This window comes from Cellulomonas oligotrophica, assembly GCF_013409875.1.
In the GTDB taxonomy this organism is placed as follows: Bacteria; Actinomycetota; Actinomycetes; order Actinomycetales; family Cellulomonadaceae; genus Cellulomonas; species Cellulomonas oligotrophica.
The window spans coordinates 3,903,560-3,923,619 of sequence record NZ_JACCBK010000001.1 but is presented as its reverse complement, the minus strand read 5'-3'; the positions used below and the strand labels follow the sequence as shown (position 1 = coordinate 3,923,619).

15 protein-coding genes, 1 tRNA gene and 3 pseudogenes are annotated in these 20,060 nt (G+C 71.8%); 11 read left to right on the top strand and 8 right to left on the bottom strand.

Annotated elements, in window-relative coordinates; translation table 11 throughout:
• Nucleotides 1-68 precede the first annotated feature (68 nt).
• The 8 genes from BKA21_RS17995 to BKA21_RS17960 all read left to right on the top strand — a co-directional run bounded on the left by BKA21_RS17995 (nucleotide 69) and on the right by BKA21_RS17960 (nucleotide 9,349).
• Entirely contained in the window at nucleotides 69-632 is a 564-nt protein-coding gene (locus BKA21_RS17995) for a CGNR zinc finger domain-containing protein (RefSeq protein WP_140460344.1), read from the top strand.
• A gap of 138 nt (nucleotides 633-770) precedes the next feature.
• Nucleotides 771-1,421, top strand: a complete 651-nt coding sequence (locus BKA21_RS17990) for a thioredoxin-like domain-containing protein (protein WP_140460343.1) — start codon at nucleotides 771-773, stop codon at nucleotides 1,419-1,421.
• Nucleotides 1,418-2,119 (top strand): DUF305 domain-containing protein, encoded by a 702-nt coding sequence (locus tag BKA21_RS17985; protein ID WP_239072950.1) that lies wholly within the window; start codon nucleotides 1,418-1,420, stop codon nucleotides 2,117-2,119. The genes BKA21_RS17990 and BKA21_RS17985 overlap by 4 nt, the downstream gene beginning before the upstream one ends.
• 68 nt (nucleotides 2,120-2,187) lie before the next feature.
• Entirely contained in the window at nucleotides 2,188-4,851 is a 2,664-nt protein-coding gene (gene valS, locus BKA21_RS17980; RefSeq protein ID WP_140460342.1) for a valine--tRNA ligase, read from the top strand.
• A gap of 150 nt (nucleotides 4,852-5,001) precedes the next feature.
• Entirely contained in the window at nucleotides 5,002-5,811 is an 810-nt protein-coding gene (locus BKA21_RS17975) for a transporter substrate-binding domain-containing protein (RefSeq protein ID WP_140460341.1), read from the top strand.
• A 3-nt stretch (nucleotides 5,812-5,814) separates the two neighbouring features.
• Entirely contained in the window at nucleotides 5,815-6,654 is an 840-nt protein-coding gene (locus BKA21_RS17970; protein WP_140460340.1) for an amino acid ABC transporter permease, read from the top strand.
• A complete protein-coding gene (locus BKA21_RS17965; RefSeq protein ID WP_140460339.1) occupies nucleotides 6,651-7,424 on the top strand; it encodes an amino acid ABC transporter ATP-binding protein in 774 nt (257 codons plus the stop codon). Before BKA21_RS17970 ends, BKA21_RS17965 begins: the two co-directional genes overlap by 4 nt.
• A gap of 113 nt (nucleotides 7,425-7,537) precedes the next feature.
• Entirely contained in the window at nucleotides 7,538-9,349 is a 1,812-nt protein-coding gene (locus tag BKA21_RS17960) for an AMP-dependent synthetase/ligase (RefSeq protein ID WP_140460338.1), read from the top strand.
• A gap of 86 nt (nucleotides 9,350-9,435) precedes the next feature.
• Here BKA21_RS17960 and BKA21_RS17955 read toward each other — a convergent pair whose 3' ends face one another.
• The 6 genes from BKA21_RS17955 to tig all read right to left on the bottom strand — a co-directional run bounded on the left by BKA21_RS17955 (nucleotide 9,436) and on the right by tig (nucleotide 15,515).
• Nucleotides 9,436-10,623, bottom strand: coding sequence for a baeRF2 domain-containing protein (locus BKA21_RS17955; protein ID WP_140460337.1), 1,188 nt, complete (start codon nucleotides 10,621-10,623; stop codon nucleotides 9,436-9,438).
• 131 nt (nucleotides 10,624-10,754) lie between these two features.
• Entirely contained in the window at nucleotides 10,755-11,060 is a 306-nt protein-coding gene (locus BKA21_RS17950; protein ID WP_140460336.1) for a chorismate mutase, read from the bottom strand.
• Nucleotides 11,057-12,331 (bottom strand): ATP-dependent Clp protease ATP-binding subunit ClpX, encoded by a 1,275-nt coding sequence (gene clpX / locus BKA21_RS17945; RefSeq protein ID WP_140460335.1) that lies wholly within the window; start codon nucleotides 12,329-12,331, stop codon nucleotides 11,057-11,059. Before clpX ends, BKA21_RS17950 begins: the two co-directional genes overlap by 4 nt.
• Nucleotides 12,332-12,528: 197 nt before the next feature.
• The gene (locus BKA21_RS17940) at nucleotides 12,529-13,227 is read right to left on the bottom strand and encodes an ATP-dependent Clp protease proteolytic subunit (RefSeq protein WP_140460334.1); all 699 of its coding nucleotides are present in this window, start codon (nucleotides 13,225-13,227) and stop codon (nucleotides 12,529-12,531) included.
• A gap of 28 nt (nucleotides 13,228-13,255) precedes the next feature.
• Nucleotides 13,256-13,879, bottom strand: coding sequence for an ATP-dependent Clp protease proteolytic subunit (locus BKA21_RS17935; RefSeq protein WP_140460333.1), 624 nt, complete (start codon nucleotides 13,877-13,879; stop codon nucleotides 13,256-13,258).
• A 259-nt stretch (nucleotides 13,880-14,138) separates the two neighbouring features.
• Nucleotides 14,139-15,515 (bottom strand): trigger factor, encoded by a 1,377-nt coding sequence (tig, locus tag BKA21_RS17930; RefSeq protein ID WP_140460332.1) that lies wholly within the window; start codon nucleotides 15,513-15,515, stop codon nucleotides 14,139-14,141.
• A gap of 253 nt (nucleotides 15,516-15,768) precedes the next feature.
• On the opposite strand from tig, the gene BKA21_RS17925 reads away from it, so the two are divergent.
• A tRNA-Gly gene (locus BKA21_RS17925) sits at nucleotides 15,769-15,839 on the top strand.
• An 865-nt stretch (nucleotides 15,840-16,704) separates the two neighbouring features.
• Here BKA21_RS17925 and BKA21_RS17920 read toward each other — a convergent pair.
• Nucleotides 16,705-16,922: pseudogene (locus BKA21_RS17920) on the bottom strand (transposase); the annotation flags it as partial.
• A 174-nt stretch (nucleotides 16,923-17,096) separates the two neighbouring features.
• Here BKA21_RS17920 and BKA21_RS17915 point away from each other — a divergent pair.
• Nucleotides 17,097-18,104, top strand: a pseudogene (locus BKA21_RS17915) (IS481 family transposase).
• An 8-nt stretch (nucleotides 18,105-18,112) separates the two neighbouring features.
• On the opposite strand, the pseudogene BKA21_RS20390 reads toward BKA21_RS17915, so the two are convergent.
• A pseudogene (locus BKA21_RS20390) lies at nucleotides 18,113-18,960 on the bottom strand (transposase); the annotation flags it as partial.
• A gap of 371 nt (nucleotides 18,961-19,331) precedes the next feature.
• Between BKA21_RS20390 and BKA21_RS17905 the strand changes: the two are divergent.
• Nucleotides 19,332-20,060 carry a hypothetical protein gene (locus tag BKA21_RS17905; RefSeq protein WP_140460330.1) on the top strand — a complete coding sequence of 243 codons (729 nt, stop codon included), beginning with the start codon at nucleotides 19,332-19,334 and terminating at the stop codon, nucleotides 20,058-20,060.

Here is a 20,060-nt window from a genome sequence, read left to right as displayed (position 1 = left end):
CACCGGTTGCCAGGAGTCACTCGCCCGTATGCTCATGACGGTACGACCGCCGTCGGACAGGAGTCAACGTGGTCTTCGCCCATGACACCGAGGCCAACCTGCGCGCCGCCGCCGACCTGGTGAACACCGCACGGCGCCGCGACGGCCGCGACGCGCTCACGACCGTGCCCGACCTGGACGGCTTCTTCACCGCCTGGGGGTACACCGGGCGGCACGACCGGGACGCCGCCGAGCTGGCGCAGGTGCGCGCCGCGCGCGACCGCGTGTCCGCCCTGTGGGACGTCGACCGCGACACGGGCGCGCAGGTGGTCAACGCGATCCTGCGAGAGGCCGACGCGGTGCCGTTCCTCGTGCGGCACGACCACATGGACTGGCACCTGCACGCGACCGTCGCGGACGCGCAGCTGGCCACCGTGGTCCTCGTCGAGACGGCCATGGCAGCGGCCGACCTCGTGCGCTCGGACGCGTGGGACCGCCTGCGCACCTGCGCGGCGGACGACTGCGCGGCCGTGCTGGTCGACCTCTCGCGCAACGGCTCGCGCCGGTTCTGCGACGTCAACGGCTGCGGCAACCGCGCGCACGTGGCCGCCTACCGCGCCCGCCGCGCCCGCGCGACCGCCGGGTCCGCATGACCGCCGGGTCCGCGTGACCGCCGGGTCCGCGTGACCGCCGGGGCCCGTGTGACGGGCACCGCACGCGGACGTTTGAAGGTTCACCTATCCTGACGGTCCGCGCGGCGCACGGGCCGCGCCCTGACGACGGGACGGCGCATGGCGGGCACGGGATCACGCAAGAGCCGCGAGGAGCGGGCCGCCCAGGTGGCGGCGCTGCGCGAGCAGCAGAAGCGGGCCGAACGGCGCCGGACGATCGTCGCGGTGTCCGTCGTCGGCGCGCTCGTCGTGGGGCTGCTCGGCTGGGCCGGCGTGGTCATCGTGGGCCAGGCGCGGCAGACCGCGGCGGCCGAGGCGGAGGCGGAGGCGCCGATCGAGGGCGTGCAGGAGTACGCGGACCTCTCGTTCGACCACGTCGAGGGCGTCGTGGACTACGAGCAGACCCCGCCCGTCGGCGGCCCGCACAACGCGGTCTGGCTCAACTGCGGCGTGTACGACACGGTCGTGCCCGACGAGAACGCGGTGCACGCGCTCGAGCACGGCGCGGTGTGGATCACGTACGACCCCGCGCTGCCCGCGGACCAGCTCGAGATCCTCACCGAGCTGGCCGCCGGCGAGTCCTACATGCTGCTGACGCCGTACGAGGGCCTGGGCTCCCCCGTCGTCGCGACCGCGTGGGGCTACCAGCTGCCCCTCGAGGACGCCGCGGACCCGCGCCTGGAGACGTTCGTGCGCAAGTACCTGCTCAACCCCGACCTGCCCGAGGCCGGCGCGCTGTGCAGCAACGGGATCGGCGAGCCGGTCGCGTGACGTCCGACCCCGCGGCCGGCGCCGCCGAGACCCCGTCCGCGCTGGTGCGCACGTGGCGGGCCCTCGACGGCGCCGGTCGCACGGTCGTGGCGGCCGGGGTGGTGCTCGCGCTGCTGGTGGGCCTGGCGGCCGGCGGGCTGCTGGTCGGACGCCCCGGCCGGGCCGTGCCCACCGAGGGGTCGGTCGACGCGGGTTTCGCGCGCGACATGCAGGCTCACCACGGGCAGGCCGTCGAGCTCTCGGTCATGCTGCGCGACCGGTCGGACGACCCCGTCCTGCGGGCGATCGCCCTCGACATCCTCACCGCCCAGCAGCAGCAGGTCGGGCAGATGTTCGCCTGGCTGCGCGTGTGGGGGCTGCCGCAGTCCGGCGAGGCCGACCCGATGGCCTGGATGGCCGGCGAGCACGGCCACGCAGGTGCCGGCGGGGCGCTGGCCGACATGCCCGGCTGGGTGCAGCCCGCCGACCTGCGCCGCCTCGAGCAGGCCGACGGCGTCGAGGCCGAGCGCATCTTCCTGGCGCTGATGATCGACCACCACCTCGGCGGCGTGGAGATGGCCCGGTACGCGGTCGAGCACGCCCAGGACGCCCAGGTGGTGCGCCTGGCCGAAGGCATCGTGACCGCGCAGGAGCGCGAGGTCACCGTGCTGCGCGACCTGCTCGACGAGCGCGGGGGCCCGCTGCCCGCGGACGCCTGAGGGGACGCCCCGCGCGAGGCGCCGTGCGGGGTGCGGGGGCCCTGGCCGGATCTGGGAGGATGCTCCCCATGAGCGACCTGACCTCCCGTCCCGACACCCCGACGAGCGCCACCGCCGCCCGCCAGGTACCGGACAAGGTGACGGTGGACGGCCTCGAGGGACGCTGGTCGCAGGCCTGGGGCGAGGCGGGCACGTACACGTTCGACCGCACCAAGGACCGCGCGCAGGTCTACTCGATCGACACCCCGCCGCCCACGGTCTCGGGCTCGCTGCACGTCGGGCACGTGTTCTCGTACACGCACACCGACGTCGTGGCGCGGTTCCGGCGCATGCGCGGCCTCGAGGTCTTCTACCCGATGGGCTGGGACGACAACGGCCTGCCCACCGAGCGGCGCGTGCAGAACTACTACGGCGTGCGCTGCGACCCGTCGCTGCCGTACGTCGAGGGCTTCGAGCCGCCCCACCAGGGCACCGACGGCAAGGCCGTCAAGCCGGGCGACCAGGTGCCGGTCTCGCGCCGCAACTTCATCGAGCTGTGCGAGCGCCTCTCGGCCGAGGACGAGCAGCAGTTCGAGGCCCTGTGGCGCCGTCTGGGCCTGTCGGTCGACTGGTCGATGACGTACCAGACCATCGGGCGCACCGCCCGGGCCGTGTCGCAGCAGGCGTTCCTGCGCAACCTCGCGCGCGGCGAGGCGTACCAGGCCGAGGCGCCGGGGCTGTGGGACGTGACCTTCCAGACGGCCGTGGCGCAGGCCGAGCTCGAGGCCCGCGACTACCCGGGCGCGTTCCACAAGGTCGCGTTCGCCCGCCCCGACGGCGAGCAGGTCGTCATCGAGACCACCCGCCCCGAGCTGCTGCCCGCGTGCGTGGCCCTCATCGCCCACCCGGACGACGAGCGGTACCAGCACCTGTTCGGCACCACCGTGACGAGCCCGCTGTTCGGCGTCGAGGTGCCCGTGCTGGCGCACCCGGCCGCCGAGCCCGACAAGGGCGCGGGCATCGCGATGTGCTGCACCTTCGGCGACCTCACCGACGTGCAGTGGTGGCGCGAGCTGCGCCTGCCGACGCGCTCGGTCGTGGGCCGTGACGGCCGCGTGCTGCGCGAGACCCCGGACTGGATCACCACCGGTGCGGGCCGCGCGACGTACGAGCAGGTGGCGGGGAAGACGACCTTCTCCGCGCGCGAGACCGTCGTGGCGGCGCTGCGGGAGTCCGGCGACCTGCTGGGCGAGCCGGTGGCCACGCAGCGCAAGGCCAACTTCTACGAGAAGGGCGACAAGCCCCTCGAGATCGTCACGAGCCGCCAGTGGTACCTGCGCAACGGCGGGCGCGACGAGGACCTGCGCGACGCGCTGCTCGCGCGCGGCGGTGAGCTGGGCTTCCACCCGGAGTTCATGCGGGTCCGGTACGAGAACTGGGTCGGCGGCCTCAACGGCGACTGGCTCATCTCGCGGCAGCGGTTCTTCGGCGTGCCGTTCCCCGTCTGGTACCCCCTCGACGCGGACGGCCAGCCGCGGCACGACGCACCGATCGTCCCCGACGAGGCGTCGCTGCCGATCGACCCGACCAGCGATGTGCCCCCGGGCTACACCGAGGACCAGCGCGGCCAGGCGCACGGCTTCATGGCCGACCCCGACGTCATGGACACCTGGGCGACCAGCTCGCTGACCCCGCAGATCGTGTGCGGGTGGCTCGACGACGCGGACCTGTTCGCGCGGACGTTCCCCATGGACCTGCGCCCGCAGGGGCAGGACATCATCCGCACCTGGCTCTTCTCGTCGGTGGTGCGCGCGCACCTCGAGCACGGGTCGCTGCCGTGGTCGGACGCCGCGATCAGCGGGTGGATCCTCGACCCCGACCGCAAGAAGATGAGCAAGTCCAAGGGCAACGTCGTCACCCCCATGGGCCTGCTGGAGGAGCACGGGTCGGACGCCGTCCGGTACTGGGCCGCGTCGGCGCGCCTGGGCACGGACGCGGCGTTCGAGGTCGGGCAGATGAAGATCGGCCGCCGCCTGGCGATCAAGGTCCTCAACGCGAGCAAGTTCGTGCTGTCGTTCGGCGCGGCCGACGAGCCCGTGCTGCTGGACCCGGCGCTGGTCACGGACACGCTCGACCGGGCGATGCTCGCGGGGCTGGCCGAGGTCGTCGAGCAGGCGACCGCGGCGCTCGAGGCCTACGACCACACGCGGGCGCTGGAGCTGTCGGAGACGTTCTTCTGGACGTTCTGCGACGACTACCTCGAGCTGGTCAAGGACCGCGCGTACGGCGCGGGTGCCGCGGCCGACGAGGTCACGGCCGGCACCGCGTCGGCGCGCGCCGCGCTCGGGCTGGCGCTGGACACGCTGCTGCGGCTGTTCGCCCCGGTGCTGCCGTTCGCCACGGAGGAGGTCTGGTCGTGGTGGCGCGAGGGCTCGGTGCACCGCGCCCCGTGGCCGACGTCCGACGCGCTGCGCGCCGCTGCCGGCGACGCCGACCCGGGCGTGGTCGCAGCGGCCGGTGCCGCGCTGGCGGCGCTGCGCAAGGTCAAGTCCGAGGCGAAGGTCTCGATGCGCACGCCCGTCGAGCACGCCGTCCTCGTGGTCCCGGCCGCGCTGCGGGCGGGCGTCGAGGTCGCGCTCGACGACGTGCGCGCCGCGGGCCGCGCCACCGGCACGCTCGAGGTCGTCGAGGGCGAGACCGACGCGGTGACGACGCGTGACGCGCGTCTCGGCGAGGCGGCACCGCGCGGCTGACACGCGCCTGACCTGCGCCGCGACCGCACGACGACGGTCGTCGGAGGGGCTGCGGGACCCCGGTCCCGCAGCCCCTTCCGCGTGCATACGTATGATGGCGGGCGGATAGTGATCCGTACCGCCCCGCCCAGCACCGCCCGAGGAGCTCCCATGCGTCACCCGCTGCCCGCCGTCGCGCTGGCCGCCACGACCGCCCTGCTGCTGACCGCCTGCGCCGGCGGGGCCGGTGGCACCGACGACGCGACCCCCGGCGCGACCGCCGCCGGCGGCGTCACGCTCGTGTCCCCCGGCACCCTGACGGTGTGCACGAACCCGCCGTACGAGCCGTTCGAGTTCGAGGGCGAGGACGGCCAGATCGAGGGCCTCGACATCGACATCGTGCGCGAGGTCGCCGAGGACCTGGGCGTCGAGCTGGCCACCAAGGTGACGCCGTTCGAGACGATCCAGTCCGGCACCGACCTCGAGACCGGCACGTGCGACGTCGTCGCCTCGGGCATCACGATCACCGAGGAGCGCGCGGCGAAGTTCGACTTCTCCCAGCCGTACTTCGACGCGGACCAGGGCATCCTCGTCCCCGCCGGCTCGGCGATCGCCACGGCCGACGACCTCACGGACGCCCGCGTGGGTGTCCAGCAGGCCACGACCGGCGAGACCTGGGCGCAGGAGGAGGGCATCGCCGGGCTCGTGCAGTTCGAGGACCTCGGCCTGCAGGTCCAGGCGCTCGAGACCGGGCAGGTCGACGCGATCGTCAACGACATCGCGGTCCTCGGGCCGTTCGTCGAGGACGGCTTCGAGGTCGCCGCGACCATCCCGACGGGCGAGCAGTACGGGCTCGGCGTCAAGAAGGGCAACGCGGCGCTGCTGGCGGCGATCGACGGGACGCTGGAGCGCATCGTCGAGGACGGCACGTACGACGAGATCTACACCGCCCGCATCGGCACCGCACCCGCCGGCGACTGAGCCGTGACGACCGCACCCGCACCCGCCGCCCTGCCCCCGGGGCGCGCGCGCCTGAGCCCGCGCCGCCGGGCCCAGGTCGCGCGCGCCGCCCAGTACGCGGTGCTGGGCGTCGTCGTCGTGGCCGTCGCGCTGACCGCCGACTGGTCGCGCGTCGGCGACCAGCTGTTCAACCCGGCGGTCGCGGCCGACATCGCCGAGAAGCTGCCCGGCGGCCTGCTCAACACGCTGCAGTACACCGCCGGCGCGTTCGCCGTCGGCCTGCCGCTGGGCGCGCTGCTGGCGTTCATGAAGCTGTCGTCCGTGGCCCTCAACCGGTGGATCGCGACCGCGTACATCGAGTTCTTCCGCGGCATCCCGGCGCTGCTCGTCGTGCTCGCCGTGGGCTACGCGGTGCCCATCGCGTTCGGCGTGTCGATCCCCTCGGTGCTCGCCAAGGCGTCGATCGCGCTGGGCCTGGTCTCGGCCGCGTACATCGCCGAGACGCTGCGCGCCGGCATCGAGGCGGTGCCCCGCGGCCAGGTCGAGGCGGCCCGGTCGCTGGGCATGTCGCACTCCCGGACCATGCTCCAGGTCGTCCTGCCGCAGGCGTTCCGCATCGTGCTGCCCCCGCTGACCAACGAGATCATCCTGCTGACCAAGGACACCTCGCTCGTCTTCCTCGTGGGGCTCACCGTCGCCGAGTACGACCTGACGAAGATCGGCCGTGACGCCCTGAGCACCGCGGCCGGCGGCCTGACCGCGCTGTTCGTCGCCGGCGGCTGCTACCTGCTCATCACCCTGCCCCTCGGCGTGCTCACGCGCTGGCTCGAGCGGCGCACCGGCACGACGGGACGACGCGCATGACCACCCCCACGCCCGCCCCCGTCGTCCGCGTCGAGGGGCTGCGCAAGTCCTTCGGCGACAACGAGGTGCTGCGCGGCATCGACCTGCACATCGACGCCGGCGAGGTCGTGTGCCTCGTGGGGCCGTCCGGCTCCGGCAAGTCCACGCTGCTGCGGTGCGTCAACCTGCTCGAGCAGCCCACGGGCGGGCGCGTCGAGGTGCTCGGCGTGGACGTCACCGACCCCGACGTCGACATCGACCGCGTGCGCACGCACGTCGGCATGGTCTTCCAGCAGTTCAACCTGTTCACGCACCGCACGGTGCTGGAGAACTGCACGATGGCGCAGCGCAGCGTGCTGCGACGGCCCCGTGCGCAGGCCGAGGAGGTCGCCCGCGCCAACCTCGCCCGCGTCGGGCTCGCCGACCGCGCCGACGCGATGCCGGGCCAGCTGTCCGGCGGCCAGCAGCAGCGCGCCGCCATCGCCCGGGCCCTGTCGATGGACCCGCAGCTCATGCTCTTCGACGAGCCGACGTCCGCGCTGGACCCCGAGCTCGTCGGCGACGTGCTCGGCGTCATGCGGGACCTCGCCGACGCGGGCATGACGATGCTCGTCGTCACGCACGAGATGGCGTTCGCCCGCGAGGTCGGCGACCGCGTCGTCTTCATGGACGGCGGCGTCGTCGTCGAGGAGGGCCCGGCCGACCAGGTCGTCGGCGCACCGCGCGAGGCCCGCACCCGGGAGTTCCTGCAGCGCGTGCTCGACCCGACGCACCGGCACCCGGACGCCTGAGCCGACGCCCGGCCGGGACCGGCGGCACCCGTCGCGCCCCGGTCCCGGCCTGCGGACGGTCCGCGCCCACTAGGGTCGTGGCCGACCCCGACCACCCCTGGAGCAGACACCGCATGCGTGAGTTCACGTCCCCCGGCCCGACCGACCTCGACCCGGACGAGACGATCCCCGACCTGCTCGCCGCCCGCCTCGCGCACGACCCGCAGGCGACGTTCGCCGAGCGGCCGACCACGCTGGGCGGTGCGTGGCAGCCCGTGACGGTCGCCGCGTTCGCCGAGCAGGTCGCGGCCGTCGCGCGGGGCCTGGTCGCCTCGGGCGTGGAGGCGGGCGACCGGGTCGGGATCATGTCCCGCACCCGGTACGAGTGGACCCTGCTGGACTTCGCGGTGTGGGCCGCCGGCGGCGTCGGCGTACCCGTCTACGAGACGTCGTCCGCCGACCAGGTGCGCTGGATCGCCCAGGACACGGGCATGCGTCTCGTCGTGGTCGAGACGGCCCCGCACGCCGCCGTGCTGGCCCAGGTCCGCGACGACCTGCCCGAGCTGCGCGACGTGCTCGTGCTCGACGAGGGTGCCGTCACGACCCTGACGGAGCGCGGCGCGCAGGTCGACGCGGACGAGGTGGCCCGCCGGACCGCGGCCGTGCGGGGCGACGACCTCGCCACCGTCATCTACACCTCGGGCACCACCGGCCGCCCCAAGGGCGTCGAGATCACGCACCGCAACTTCGTGTCGCTGTCCCGGGCGGGCATCCACGGCCTCGCCGAGGTCTGCGCCGTGCCCGGCACGCGCACGCTGCTGTTCCTGCCGCTGGCGCACGTGTTCGCCCGCTTCATCCAGGTGCTGTGCGTCGCGTCGGGCACGGTCATCGGCCACACGCCCGACACGCGCAACCTCCTGCCCGACCTGGCGACGTTCCAGCCGACGTTCGTGCTGGTCGTGCCGCGCGTCTTCGAGAAGGTCTACAACTCCGCCGAGCAGAAGGCCGGCGCGGGCGCGAAGCTGCGGATCTTCCGGTGGGCCGCCAAGGTCGCGATCGCGTGGTCGCGCGCCCTCGACACCGAGCAGGGCCCCTCCCCCGTGCTGCGGGTCCAGCACCAGATCGCCGACCGTCTCGTGCACCGCAAGCTGCGGGCCGCGTTCGGCGGGCGCGCCCAGTGGGCGATCTCGGGCGGTGCACCGCTCGGCGAGCGGCTCGGGCACTTCTACCGCGGCATCGGCCTGCGCGTCCTCGAGGGCTACGGCCTGACGGAGACCACCGCGCCCACCACGGTGAACATGCCGGGCCTGACGAAGGTCGGCACCGTCGGTCCCGCGTTCCCCGGCACGTCGGTGCGCGTCGACGACGACGGCCAGGTCTGGATCGCGGGTCCGCACGTGTTCCGCGGCTACCGCAACAACCCCGCGGCGACGGCCGAGGTCCTCGTCGACGGCTGGTTCCACACCGGCGACCTGGGCGCGCTCGACGACGACGGCTACCTGCGCATCACCGGCCGCAGCAAGGAGATCATCGTGACCGCCGGCGGCAAGAACGTCGCCCCGGCCGTGCTCGAGGACCGCCTGCGCGGGCACCCCCTGGTCAGCCAGGTCGTCGTGGTCGGCGACCAGCGCCCGTTCATCGGCGCGCTCGTCACGCTGGACCCCGAGATGCTGCCGGGCTGGCTGCAGATGCACGGGCTCCCCGCGATGGACGTCGTCACCGCGAGCACGCACCCGCAGGTGCTGGAGGCCCTCGACCGGGCCGTGGACCGCGCCAACGAGGCGGTCTCGCGCGCCGAGTCCATCCGCAAGATCCACGTGCTCACCACCGACTTCACCGAGGCCAACGGCTACCTCACGCCGTCGCTCAAGGTGAAGCGCGCGCAGGTGATCGCGGACTTCGCCGCAGACGTCGAGGCGCTGTACGGCACGCCCGGCGGCGAGTGAGCCGCACGCACGCCTGACGGGCGGGGCCGGGGTTCGCGCCCCGGCACCGCCCGTCGTGCGTCTCTCGGCCCTGTCGGTGACCGCGGTCAGACGACCTGGCGCAGCCGCTTCTGGTCCGCGGACTGCGACGGCACCGCCTCGCTGGGCGTGGAGCCGTCCGCCCAGCGCAGCACCGCACCGACCCCGTCCACCAGGTCGACGTCGCCGTCCTCGGCGAACGTGACACCCGCGTCCTGGCCGATCGCGGCCCGCAGGAGCGCGACGTGCGCGGGGAACCGCCGCGCCTGCCCGTTGACGCCCATCGCCGCCAGGTCCTCCTCGTCGAGGCCCAGCTGCAGCGGCTCGGGCCCGGCGACCAGCGTCCGCTCGTCGAGCGCGGACAGCGCCTCGGTGCCCAGCACCAGCTCGGCGACCTGCCCGCGGCGCAGCACCTCGACGACGTCGCCGAGGGACGTCACGGCGCCCTCGCCGCGACCCAGCCCCTCCCGGTAGCGGTCGAGCTCGGCGGCCCGGCGGCGGGACCGCTGCTCGGCCAGCGCGTGCGCGACGCGCTCGTCGAACGCGTCCCGGTGCACGCCCTCGCCGCGCCCGCCGCCGCTCACCTCGACGAGCCGCTCGGCCACGTGCTGCCCGACGGCGTCCTTGACGAGCGCGACGGCCCGCACGTCCCCGGTGAGCAGCACGAGGTCGGGCGTCTTGGTCCGCACGCGGGCGTCGACGGCGGCCGCGACGGCCTCGGCGTTGCGCTGCCAGGAGTCCTCGGCGCGCGTCTGACCGCGCCGCGCCAGACCGTCGCGGGTCTTGTGGACGTCGTCGTGCCCGCCCTCGACGGTCTCGGTCACCGACGGGCTGGCCTGCTCCTCGCCGGCCTCCACCCACGTGAGGTCCGCACCGGTGCGGTCCACCTCGACGAGCAGGTAGCACAGCGTCTCGTCGGCCGCGCGGACGGCACCGATCAGGCTGGGCACGGGGCCGTGCACGCCCTGGGACCGCGCGGGCGGCTCGGCGACCACCCGGTCGACCACGACCCCGTGCGCGTCGGCGACGACGACCCGGCCGTGCGCGGTGCGGCGACCGTCCGGCACGGACAGGCGTTCGGCGATCTCGTCGAGCACCGCCGCGGGTGCGCCGTCGTGCTCCAGGCCGCGGCGCACGGCGCGCCACCGGTCCAGCAGCTCGGACTCCCCCGCCGCCTCGGCCGGCGACGCGTCGATGTGGACGGTCGTGAACGGCGCGGGGCGGCCGAGCAGGGGCTTGAGCCAGTGCAGGTGCATGGAGTCGTCTCCTCCGCAGTGCGGCGATCCCCGGCGACCGGCACCCGTCGGTCCGGCGGTGGCCGGGGCTGACGCTTCCTACCTTCGACCACACCCGCCCGGTCCGCCAGCGCGGGGCGGGCGAATCCGGCTCAGTCGCCCTGCGCGTGGTCCTGCGCGATGGCCTCGTGGTGCCGGATCACCTCGGCGACGATGAACGCGAGGAACTTCTCCGCGAAGACCGGGTCGAGGTCGGCCTCCTGCGCGAGGCGGCGCAGCCTGTCGACCTGGCGGGCCTCCCGGCCGGGGTCCGACGCGGGCAGGCCGATGCGCGCCTTGAGCACGCCGACCTGCTGCGTGGCCTTGAAACGCTCGGCGAGCAGGTGCACGAGCGCGGCGTCGATGTTGTCGATGCTCCCGCGCAGGCGGGCCAGCTCGGGCGGGGTCTGCTCGCTCACGCGCTCTTCTCGCGCGGCGTGCGCTTGTCGCGCGCGTCACGGGGGACGAGCGTGGGGTTGACGTTGTCGAGCACGACGTCCCGCGTGATGACCACGCGGGCCACGTCGTCGCGCGACGGCACCTCGAACATCACCTGCTGGAGGACCTCCTCCATGATCGCCCGCAGCCCGCGCGCACCGGTGCCGCGCAGCAGGGCCTGGTCGGCGATCGCGGAGACGGCCTCGTCGTCGAACTCGAGCTCGACGCCGTCGATCTGGAACATCCGCTGGTACTGCTTGATGAGCGCGTTGCGCGGCTCGGTGAGGATCCGCACGAGCGCCGAGCGGTCCAGCGGGGAGACGGTGGTGATGACCGGGACACGGCCGATGAACTCGGGGATGAGCCCGAACTTCAGCAGGTCCTCCGGCATGACCTCCCCGTAGACGTCCTTGTCGTCGGCCGAGTGCAGCGGTGCGCCGAACCCGATGCCGCGACGACCGGCGCGCGAGGTGATGATCTCGTCGAGGCCCGCGAACGCGCCCGCGACGATGAACAGCACGTTCGTCGTGTCGATCTGGATGAACTCCTGGTGCGGGTGCTTGCGCCCGCCCTGCGGCGGCACCGACGCGGTCGTGCCCTCGAGGATCTTCAGCAGCGCCTGCTGCACACCCTCGCCGGAGACGTCGCGCGTGATCGACGGGTTCTCGCTCTTGCGGGCGATCTTGTCGACCTCGTCGATGTAGATGATGCCCGTCTCGGCCTTCTTGACGTCGTAGTCCGCGGCCTGGATGAGCTTGAGCAGGATGTTCTCGACGTCCTCGCCGACGTACCCCGCCTCGGTCAGCGCCGTGGCGTCCGCGATCGCGAACGGCACGTTGAGCATCTTGGCCAGCGTCTGCGCCAGGTACGTCTTGCCGCAGCCCGTGGGGCCGATCAGCAGGATGTTCGACTTGGCGATCTCGACGGCGTCCTCGCCGGCGACGCGCCCGACCTCACCGGCCTGGATGCGCTTGTAGTGGTTGTACACCGCCACGGCGAGCGACCGCTTGGCCGGCTCCTGCCCGACGATGTACTGCTCGAGGAAGTCGAAGATCTCCTTCGGCTTGGGCAGCTCGACCATGCCGACCTCGGTGGCCTCGGCGAGCTCTTCCTCGATGATCTCGTTGCACAGCTCGATGCACTCGTCGCAGATGTAGACGCCCGGACCTGCAATGAGCTTCTTCACCTGCTTCTGGGACTTGCCGCAGAAGGAGCACTTGAGGAGGTCCGCGCCGTCCCCGATCCTCGCCACAGTGCGTCCCCTTCCGTCGTTCGCTCTCCGTCCTATCGGACGGCGCGGTGCGCTCGTGACCGGTCTCAGCCGGTCGTCCCCCCATTGCACACCACGGGGGGCCTGGTGTCAGCCGAACCCGGCGGGCAAGTCGCGGCGTGTCCGAACTGAGACGTCACGACCTGCCCGCCGACCCGGCGGACGGTTGCAGTGCTGGGTCAGATGCTGGGCGCGATCACCGTGGGGTGGGCACCCTTGCGGCTCTCGAGCACCTGGTCGACGATCCCGTAGTCCTTGGCCTGGGCCGCGGTGAGGATCTTGTCGCGCTCGATGTCCGTCTTGACCTGCTCGACGTCGCGCCCCGTGTGGTGCGCGAGCGCCGTCTCGAGCCACTCGCGGATGCGGATGAGCTCGTTGGCCTGGATCTCGATGTCGGAGGCCTGCGCGTAGCCGCCGCCCTCCATGGCGGGCTGGTGGATCAGCACGCGCGCGTTGGGCAGCGCCAGGCGCTTGCCCGGCTGGCCCGCGGCGAGCAGCACGGCCGCGGCCGACGCGGCCTGCCCGAGGCAGACCGTGGCGATCTCCGGCTTGATGTACTGCATCGTGTCGTAGATCGCCGTCAGCGCGGTGAACGACCCGCCGGGCGAGTTGATGTACAGCGTGATGTCACGGTCCGGGTCCGTGGACTCCAGGACCAGCAGCTGGGCCATGACGTCGTCCGCGGACGCGTCGTCGACCTGCACGCCGAGGAAGATGATGCGGTCCTCGAACAGCTTGGTGTACGGGTCCTGGCGCTTGAACCCGTAGGCCGTGCGCTCCTCGAACTGCGGCAGGACGTAGCGGCCGGACGGCGACGCCGGGGCGGTGCCGCCCGCGAGACGCGCCGCGCGGGCCATGAACTGGTGCTCCATGCTCACGAAGGTCTCCTCGATCGATTCTTGTGCGTCAGCCGCGGGCCGTGCCGCCGCCGCCGGCGACCGAGTGCGCCGAGGTCACGACGTGGTCGATGAAGCCGTACTCGAGGGCCTCGGGCGCCGTGAACCAGCGGTCGCGGTCCGAGTCGGCGTGGATCTGCTCCGACGTCTTGCCGGTCTGCTCCGCGATGAGGTCGGCGAGGACCTTCTTCATGTGCAGGATGAGCTGGGCGTTGATCCGCACGTCCGTCGCGGTGCCGCCGATGCCGCCCGAGGGCTGGTGCATCATGACCCGCGCGTGCGGCGTGGCGTACCGCTTGCCCTTGGCGCCCGACGAGAGCAGGAACTGCCCCATCGAGGCGGCCATGCCCATGGCGATGGTCGCCACGTCCGGCTTGATGTACTGCATCGTGTCGTAGATCGCCATGCCCGCGGTGATCGACCCGCCGGGCGAGTTGATGTACAGCCAGATGTCCTTGTCGGGGTCCTCGGCCGCGAGCAGCATCATCTGCGCGCAGATGGCGTTCGCGTTCTCGTCCCGCACCTCGGACCCGAGCCAGATGATGCGCTCGCGCAGCAGCCGGTTGTAGATGTGGTCGTTGAGGCCGAGGCCCGGGGACTCTGCCCGGGCGATGGCCGGCACCTGCTCGTTCACGAAGGCTCCCTCGTCCGACTCGTCCAGCTCGTCGCCGCCGACTCGTGGGCCGGTGCCGGTGGCACCCTCCACGCCCTGCGACGGCGCGTTGCAGCGACCCTAACGCCCGCGACCGCCGACCCATGGCGCCGCCGCGGCCCGTTTCGCTGTCGGCGCACCCGCGATCACCCGTGCCGCCGTCCGGACGCCACGACGGCCCCGCACGCGGGTGGCGTGCGGGGCCGTCGGGCCGTGGGTGCGGCGGGTGCCGCGGGGCGTGTCAGGCCTTGGCGTCGGCCGTGCTCTCCTCGGCGGCCTCGGCGGCGGCCTCCTCGGCGGCGTCGGCGGCGTCGGCCGCGGCGTCCTCCTCGTCGGTGCCGATGTACTCGGAGAGGTCGACCTCGGCACCGGAACCGTCCACGACGGTGACCTTGCGCAGCGCGACCGCGAGGGCCTTGGAGCGCGCGACCTCGCCGACCATCATCGGGATCTGACCCTGCTGGTCGAGGGTCTGGATGAAGGTGTTCGGGTCCATGCCGTACTGGCGCGACGCGGACACGAGGTAGTCCAGCAGCTCGGGCTGGCTGACCTTGACCTCGAGGGCCTCGGCGAGCGTGTCGAGCAGGATCTGGTTGCGCAGCGCCGTGGTCGCCTCGCCGGTGACCTCGGTGCGGTGCTCGTCGTCCTCGAGGCGGCTCTCGGACTCGAGGTGACGGTGCACCTCGGCCTCGACGACGCCCGCGGGCACGGGGATCTCGGTGCCGCCGACGAGCGCCTCGAGCAGCGCGTCGCGGGCCTGCACGGCCTGGTTCGACGCCTTGATCCGGGCGGCCTGCTCGCGCAGGTCGGCCTGGAGCTCCTCGATGGTGTCGAACTCGCTCGCGAGCTGCGCGAACTCGTCGTCGACCTCGGGCAGCTGGCGCTCCTTGACGGCGGTGGCGGTCACGGCGACCGAGGCCTCCTCGCCCGCGCGCTCGCCGCCGGCCAGGGCCGTGGTGAACGTCGTGGACTCGCCGGCCGACAGCCCGGTGAGCGCCTCGTCGAGGCCCTCGAGCATGTTGCCGGAGCCGATCTGGTAGCTCACGCCGGCGACCTGGTCGACCTGCTCGTCGCCGATGGTGGCGGTGAGGTCGATCTGGACGAAGTCGCCCTCCTGCGCGGGGCGGTCCACGCCCACGAGGGAGCCGAACCGCTCGCGCAGCGCGTCGAGCCGGCCCTGCACGTCCTCGTCGCTGACCTCGACGTCGTCGACCGTGACGGTCAGGCCGTCCAGGTCGGGCAGCGTGACCTCGGGGCGCACCTCGACCTCGGCGGTGAAGTGCAGCTCGCCCTCCTCGCCCGCGGGCGCGGCGGTCAGGCCGGGGACCTTGGTGACCTGGACGTCGGGCTGGCCCATGGGGCGCAGCTTGTTCTCGCGGACGGCCTCGGCGTAGAAGCCGGACAGGCCCTCGTTGACGGCGTGCTCGATGACGGCCGGGCGGCCCACCCGCTGGTCGATGATCCGCGGCGGGACCTTGCCCTTGCGGAAGCCGGGGACCGTCACCTGCTCCGCGATGTGCTGGTAGGCGTGCTCGATGCTCGGCTTGAGCTCGTCGTACGTCACCTCGACGGACAGCTTGACCTTGGTGGGCTCCAGGGTCTCGACGGCGCTCTTCACTTCGATGATCTCCCGCTGGTCTCGGCCGCGCGCCGGCGGTTCCGACGGGCTGGCACGGCTCTGGCTGGTGCACGCTGATGGGGCTGCGCGCAGCCGACGACGGCACGCACACGCGACCCTCGATGGTACGCCACAGGCCCGCGACGCCGCCAAAAGGGGGCCGCGCCGCAACCGACGCGCGGGCCGAGCCGGTCGGCGCGCACCGGAGCACCCGCTACCCTTGACCCCGGCGTCGGCCCAGGCCGACCGCCGCGCGGACGTAGCTCAATGGTAGAGCCCCAGTCTTCCAAACTGGCTACGCGGGTTCGATTCCCGTCGTCCGCTCCGAAGGTTTCCCGTCATCTGCGAGGGCGGTTCCGGTTTCGAGGCTTATGTAGTTTCGGACACTGTCTTCGATCGGTCCAGGCCGTTACTGTGACGCGCCCGCTGGCGTTTGCACGGCTCCTGACCTCGGTCGAGGGCGCTGCTGGCGGCTCATCGGGCTTCAGTAAGGGCTCTCGCGACGCCGCGTAGCACGCCGATCACCCCCGTCACCTGGTGTGGTGCGGAGCCGATCGATTGGCATTCAGATTCGGAGCGATGCTCTCTGCCGCGAGGCGGGAAGTCGCGTTGCGCCTCGCGGGCGGCCCGCGAGCGCGAGCACGACGCTGCTTCACGGTGCGTGCGCAGGGCCCCCTGCGAATGACACTTGCGCAGTGCGGCCGCCCACGGCGCCGGGCTTCATCCCGCCGCCCCCCTGGTACGCCGCCACGCGCGCTCGCAGTCCTACCGGGAACCCCTCTTTGCCCCCCACGGCTGCCCGATCTCGCGGCTCGCGCCAGCAAGCAAGGGTGAGTTTTCGCTTGGCGAGGCCGGCGATTCCCGTGCACCCGCGGTCCAGACGGACGTAATTGACGTGGAGGAGGTTATTCGCGTTCTCCATTAGCGCACGCTAACCGTAGGCCGTGGTGTGCGAGTTGGCGCCCCAGAGCACCCCCCTTTGCCTCCTCTCGTTCGACAGCGCACTCGCGCAAAGCCACCATTCCGTCGCAGCGGGCCTGCCCGTCGGGATAAAGCCCCTGGGAGTGGTATCGCGGTCGGGCGTGATCCTGCCCTTATCACGCAGAGAGTGCCAGGGTCTGATGCTCGGGATCGGCGCCACACGTCTCAATGAGATTGAGTCGGGCGCGGTGCAGGAAATCCAGGAGAAGTAGCGTCGCCCTGCGGACCATTCGTCGTGCCGTTCTGCCGGGACGGCACTGACGAGGCGTGTGATGGCGTCGCGGCCGGGGAGATCCCAACGACGTCGGTACATCGGCGGATCTGATCGTTCAGGCGCTCGTTGGGGTTGGTCGACCAGATCTGCCGCAAGATGTCCTCCGGGGAGCCGGTGAAGGCGCGCAGGTCCGTCCGGGCGGCGTTGAAGCGGTCTGCCACGACTGGCACGTCTTCGGTGACCTGGTCCAGGAATTGTCGAACTGGGCCTAGCTGCTGCGTCTCATGAGGTTGGTGACACCGCGCGCGGTGTGAGGGAGGGGTAGGCCCTGGCGGCAGGATGGAAGTGCGACCCACCGTCCCGCTGTGCGAAGGACCTACCCCTCGATGTCTCACGCTAACGCTCCGTTGACCCCTGCTGGCACGCTTCGCCTGGTGCGCCGCTGCGAGTCCCGTCCGATCGCGCACGTTGCGGCCGAGGCCGGGATCTCCCGGCAGTGCCTGTCGAAGTGGAAGGCCCGCTACGACTAGCTCGGCGAGGTCGGGCTGCTCGACCGTTCCAGTGCCCCGCACACCAGCCCGACCCAGCTCGACCCGCGGGTGGTCGAGCAGATCGAACGCCCGCGCCGGGCGCACAAGTGGACGGCCCGGCAGATCCATCTCGAGCTGACCCGCACCGGGCACCGGGTGTCGTTGGCGACGGTCTCGCGGTGGCTGGTCCGCCTCGGGATCAACCGGCACCGGCACATCGATCCCGACGGGTCCACGAACCGGGCCGCGGGGCGGATCGTGGCGCGCTTCCCCGGGCACATGGTCCACCTGGACGTGAAGAAGGTCGGGCGGATCCCCGACGGCGGCGGCTCGCGCGCCCACGGGCGCGGATCAGACGCCGAGCGAGCGGTCCGACGCGCCAAGGCCAAGGGCGCCCGCGCGGGCTACGTCTTCCTGCACTCGGCGATCGACGGCTACTCCCGCCTGGCCTACACCGAGCACCTGCGCGACGAACGCGCCGTGACCACGATCGGGGTCTTCCACCGCGCGAGGGCGTTCTTCGCCGCCCACGGCATCGGTCGGTTGGTCCGCGTCATCACCGAAAACGGCGCGAACTACAAGGCCGGGACGTTCGCCACCACCGTGGTCGCGACCGCCTCACGCCACCAGCGGATCCGCCCCCACACCCCGCGGCACAACGGCAAGGTCGAGCGCTACAACCGGATCCTGGCCGAGGAGCTGCTCTACGCCCGGATCTGGACCTCCGAAGCCGAGCGGGCCGCCGCGATCAAGATCTGGAACATCCACGACAACTACCGTCGCGCTCACACCGCCGTCGGCGACATGCCCCCGGCCTCACGCCTCCGAGCCGGCGTCACCAACATCATGACCCAGAACACCTAGGCGGAGTCTGCGTCGGGCTGGTCATCGACCGAGTGGTGCATCGACTTGACGGCCGGCCATGACGCCGTGGGCAAGTGCTTATGCGGTTAGCGGCGCAGTGAGTGCGGCACCGCCGCCAGGACGCGCGGGGCAGGTTCGCGCCGATCGCATCGACCGGACCGTGGTGGGCGCCGAGGGTGACCAGCGGCCCCCGCAAAGGGCGCGGGCGACCCGGTCGGCGAAGAACACGTTTCACGCCTCCTTCGTCTCGCCCGTGGTGACGGTGCAGCCCAGGGTCTCCCGCTCCCGTCAGCGTCGACCCGCGTCGCCACGAGCGCAACGGCGTTGAGGACGCGCCCGGCCGTGCCGGCCCTTGTCGTCAACGCGTCCGCCGCGACGAACGTGAACGGCCCGGCGTCGGCCAGATGCCGGGTCCAGAACTCGGCGACCTGGTCATCGAGGGCGCCAGCCACGCGCGAGAGACCTGCGAGTTGGACAACGACGTCATGCCCGACGACTCGACGAGCTTGTCGATCCGGCGGGTGCTCACCCCGAGCGAGTAGCAGGTCGCGACGACGCTGATCAGCGCCGCGTCGGCGCGCTTGCGGCGCTCGAGCCGAGCCACTCAGGGAGTACGACCCGGTGCGCGACTCGGGGACCACGACGACAATCGCCCCGACCCGGGCGTCCAGATCCCGGTGCCGGTGAACGTTGCGCCGGTCGACTCGGTCAGCCAACGGCTGATCCACTCCGAACCACAGACCGGGTCAGCCTCCGCAGACAACAGGCCGTTGATCTCCGTGCCGAGCAGGTGCCGCAACAGGCCACGGGAGCCGCCCGCGAAAACCTGGTCCAGGACGGCCGAAGGGGCGAAAATGCGAGGTTCGGTCACCGCGATGCTCCATTGAGAGTGCTGCGAGAAGTTCACTCGAAGGATCGCGCGATGACCGCACCGCGACCGACGACGACCACGACCCCTCACGTCTACACCACTGTCCGGGGCGCCACTGCGGCCTCCAACCGGTCTCTGAAGGCTGGCCCTGTCCGGTACGCGCGTCGGGCGCTAAGCAAGTCCACACGCTCGCGCATCTTGACGCGCGTTCAGCGGAAGCAACGCCCATCGCTGCGCTAGTATCCGGCGTAACGATGGTCCCCAGGGCGGGATCAGATCGCGCCCACAGCATCGTTCCAGGGCCGCAGCGGTCAGGCTGTGGCGCCGATACGCGACAGGATGGACGGCGTCAACCAGTGGCCAATGACGCGGGACGAGACTCGAGCCAGGCGCTGCGCACGGCGTTGCTAGCCTGGGGCTTGGTTGCGATACTTGTCGGCGTCGGCCTTATTGTGGCGGATTACTTCGTTCACAACGAGCACGTTAGCCTTGGATTGTCGTCACTATCGTCAGCAACCCTTTCTATCGCCGGCGCCCTTCTGATCACCGAGTGGATAATCAAACCACTATATGTGCGCGATGTTCTCCAGGTCGCGAACCTGAGTGCTGAGATCTATAGAGCTGGGATTCGCTACGCCCGCCCATCGCACATGATTGCGTGGAGCGAACTGCTGAGCGGGCCGAGCGATATTACGGTGGCCGTTGGCAATGAGAGCCTATTTCGCGGCGGACCGTGGATAGCCATCCTGGAAGCAAGTCGAGCCGGTTCCAGAACCGTGCGATTACACGTATCTGAAGCCCTGGCAAGCACGGGATTCGGAACAAAAATCGAGCAACAATGGCGCGCCAATGGTTGCGGATCGCGAGGGTCGAAGCTGCTGGTAGTACCCCACGCCGCCGTCACTCAAGGGCTTCTCGTCCAATGCGGCGCTTGGATTGCGGCAACGATAGCAGATGATCCTCTCAATGACACGCCGCTATCAGTAGTATTCACGTCCGATGCCACAGACTCTGTGGTAAAAGTAATGCAAAGGGGCGTGGACCGCTTGAATGACTCCCCAACGCCGCCGATCAACGGGGCCTGA

Excerpts from the sequence above, each read along its gene's own strand:
- valS (WP_140460342.1), top strand. The coding sequence starts at position 2,188 with ATGAGCGACCTGACCTCCCGTCCCGACACCCCGACGAGCGCCACCGCC.
- BKA21_RS17975 (WP_140460341.1), top strand. The coding sequence starts at position 5,002 with ATGCGTCACCCGCTGCCCGCCGTCGCGCTGGCCGCCACGACCGCCCTG.
- BKA21_RS17960 (WP_140460338.1), top strand. The coding sequence starts at position 7,538 with ATGCGTGAGTTCACGTCCCCCGGCCCGACCGACCTCGACCCGGACGAG.
- BKA21_RS17990 (WP_140460343.1), top strand. The coding sequence starts at position 771 with ATGGCGGGCACGGGATCACGCAAGAGCCGCGAGGAGCGGGCCGCCCAG.
- BKA21_RS17955 (WP_140460337.1), bottom strand. The coding sequence starts at position 10,623 with ATGCACCTGCACTGGCTCAAGCCCCTGCTCGGCCGCCCCGCGCCGTTC.
- BKA21_RS17965 (WP_140460339.1), top strand. The coding sequence starts at position 6,651 with ATGACCACCCCCACGCCCGCCCCCGTCGTCCGCGTCGAGGGGCTGCGC.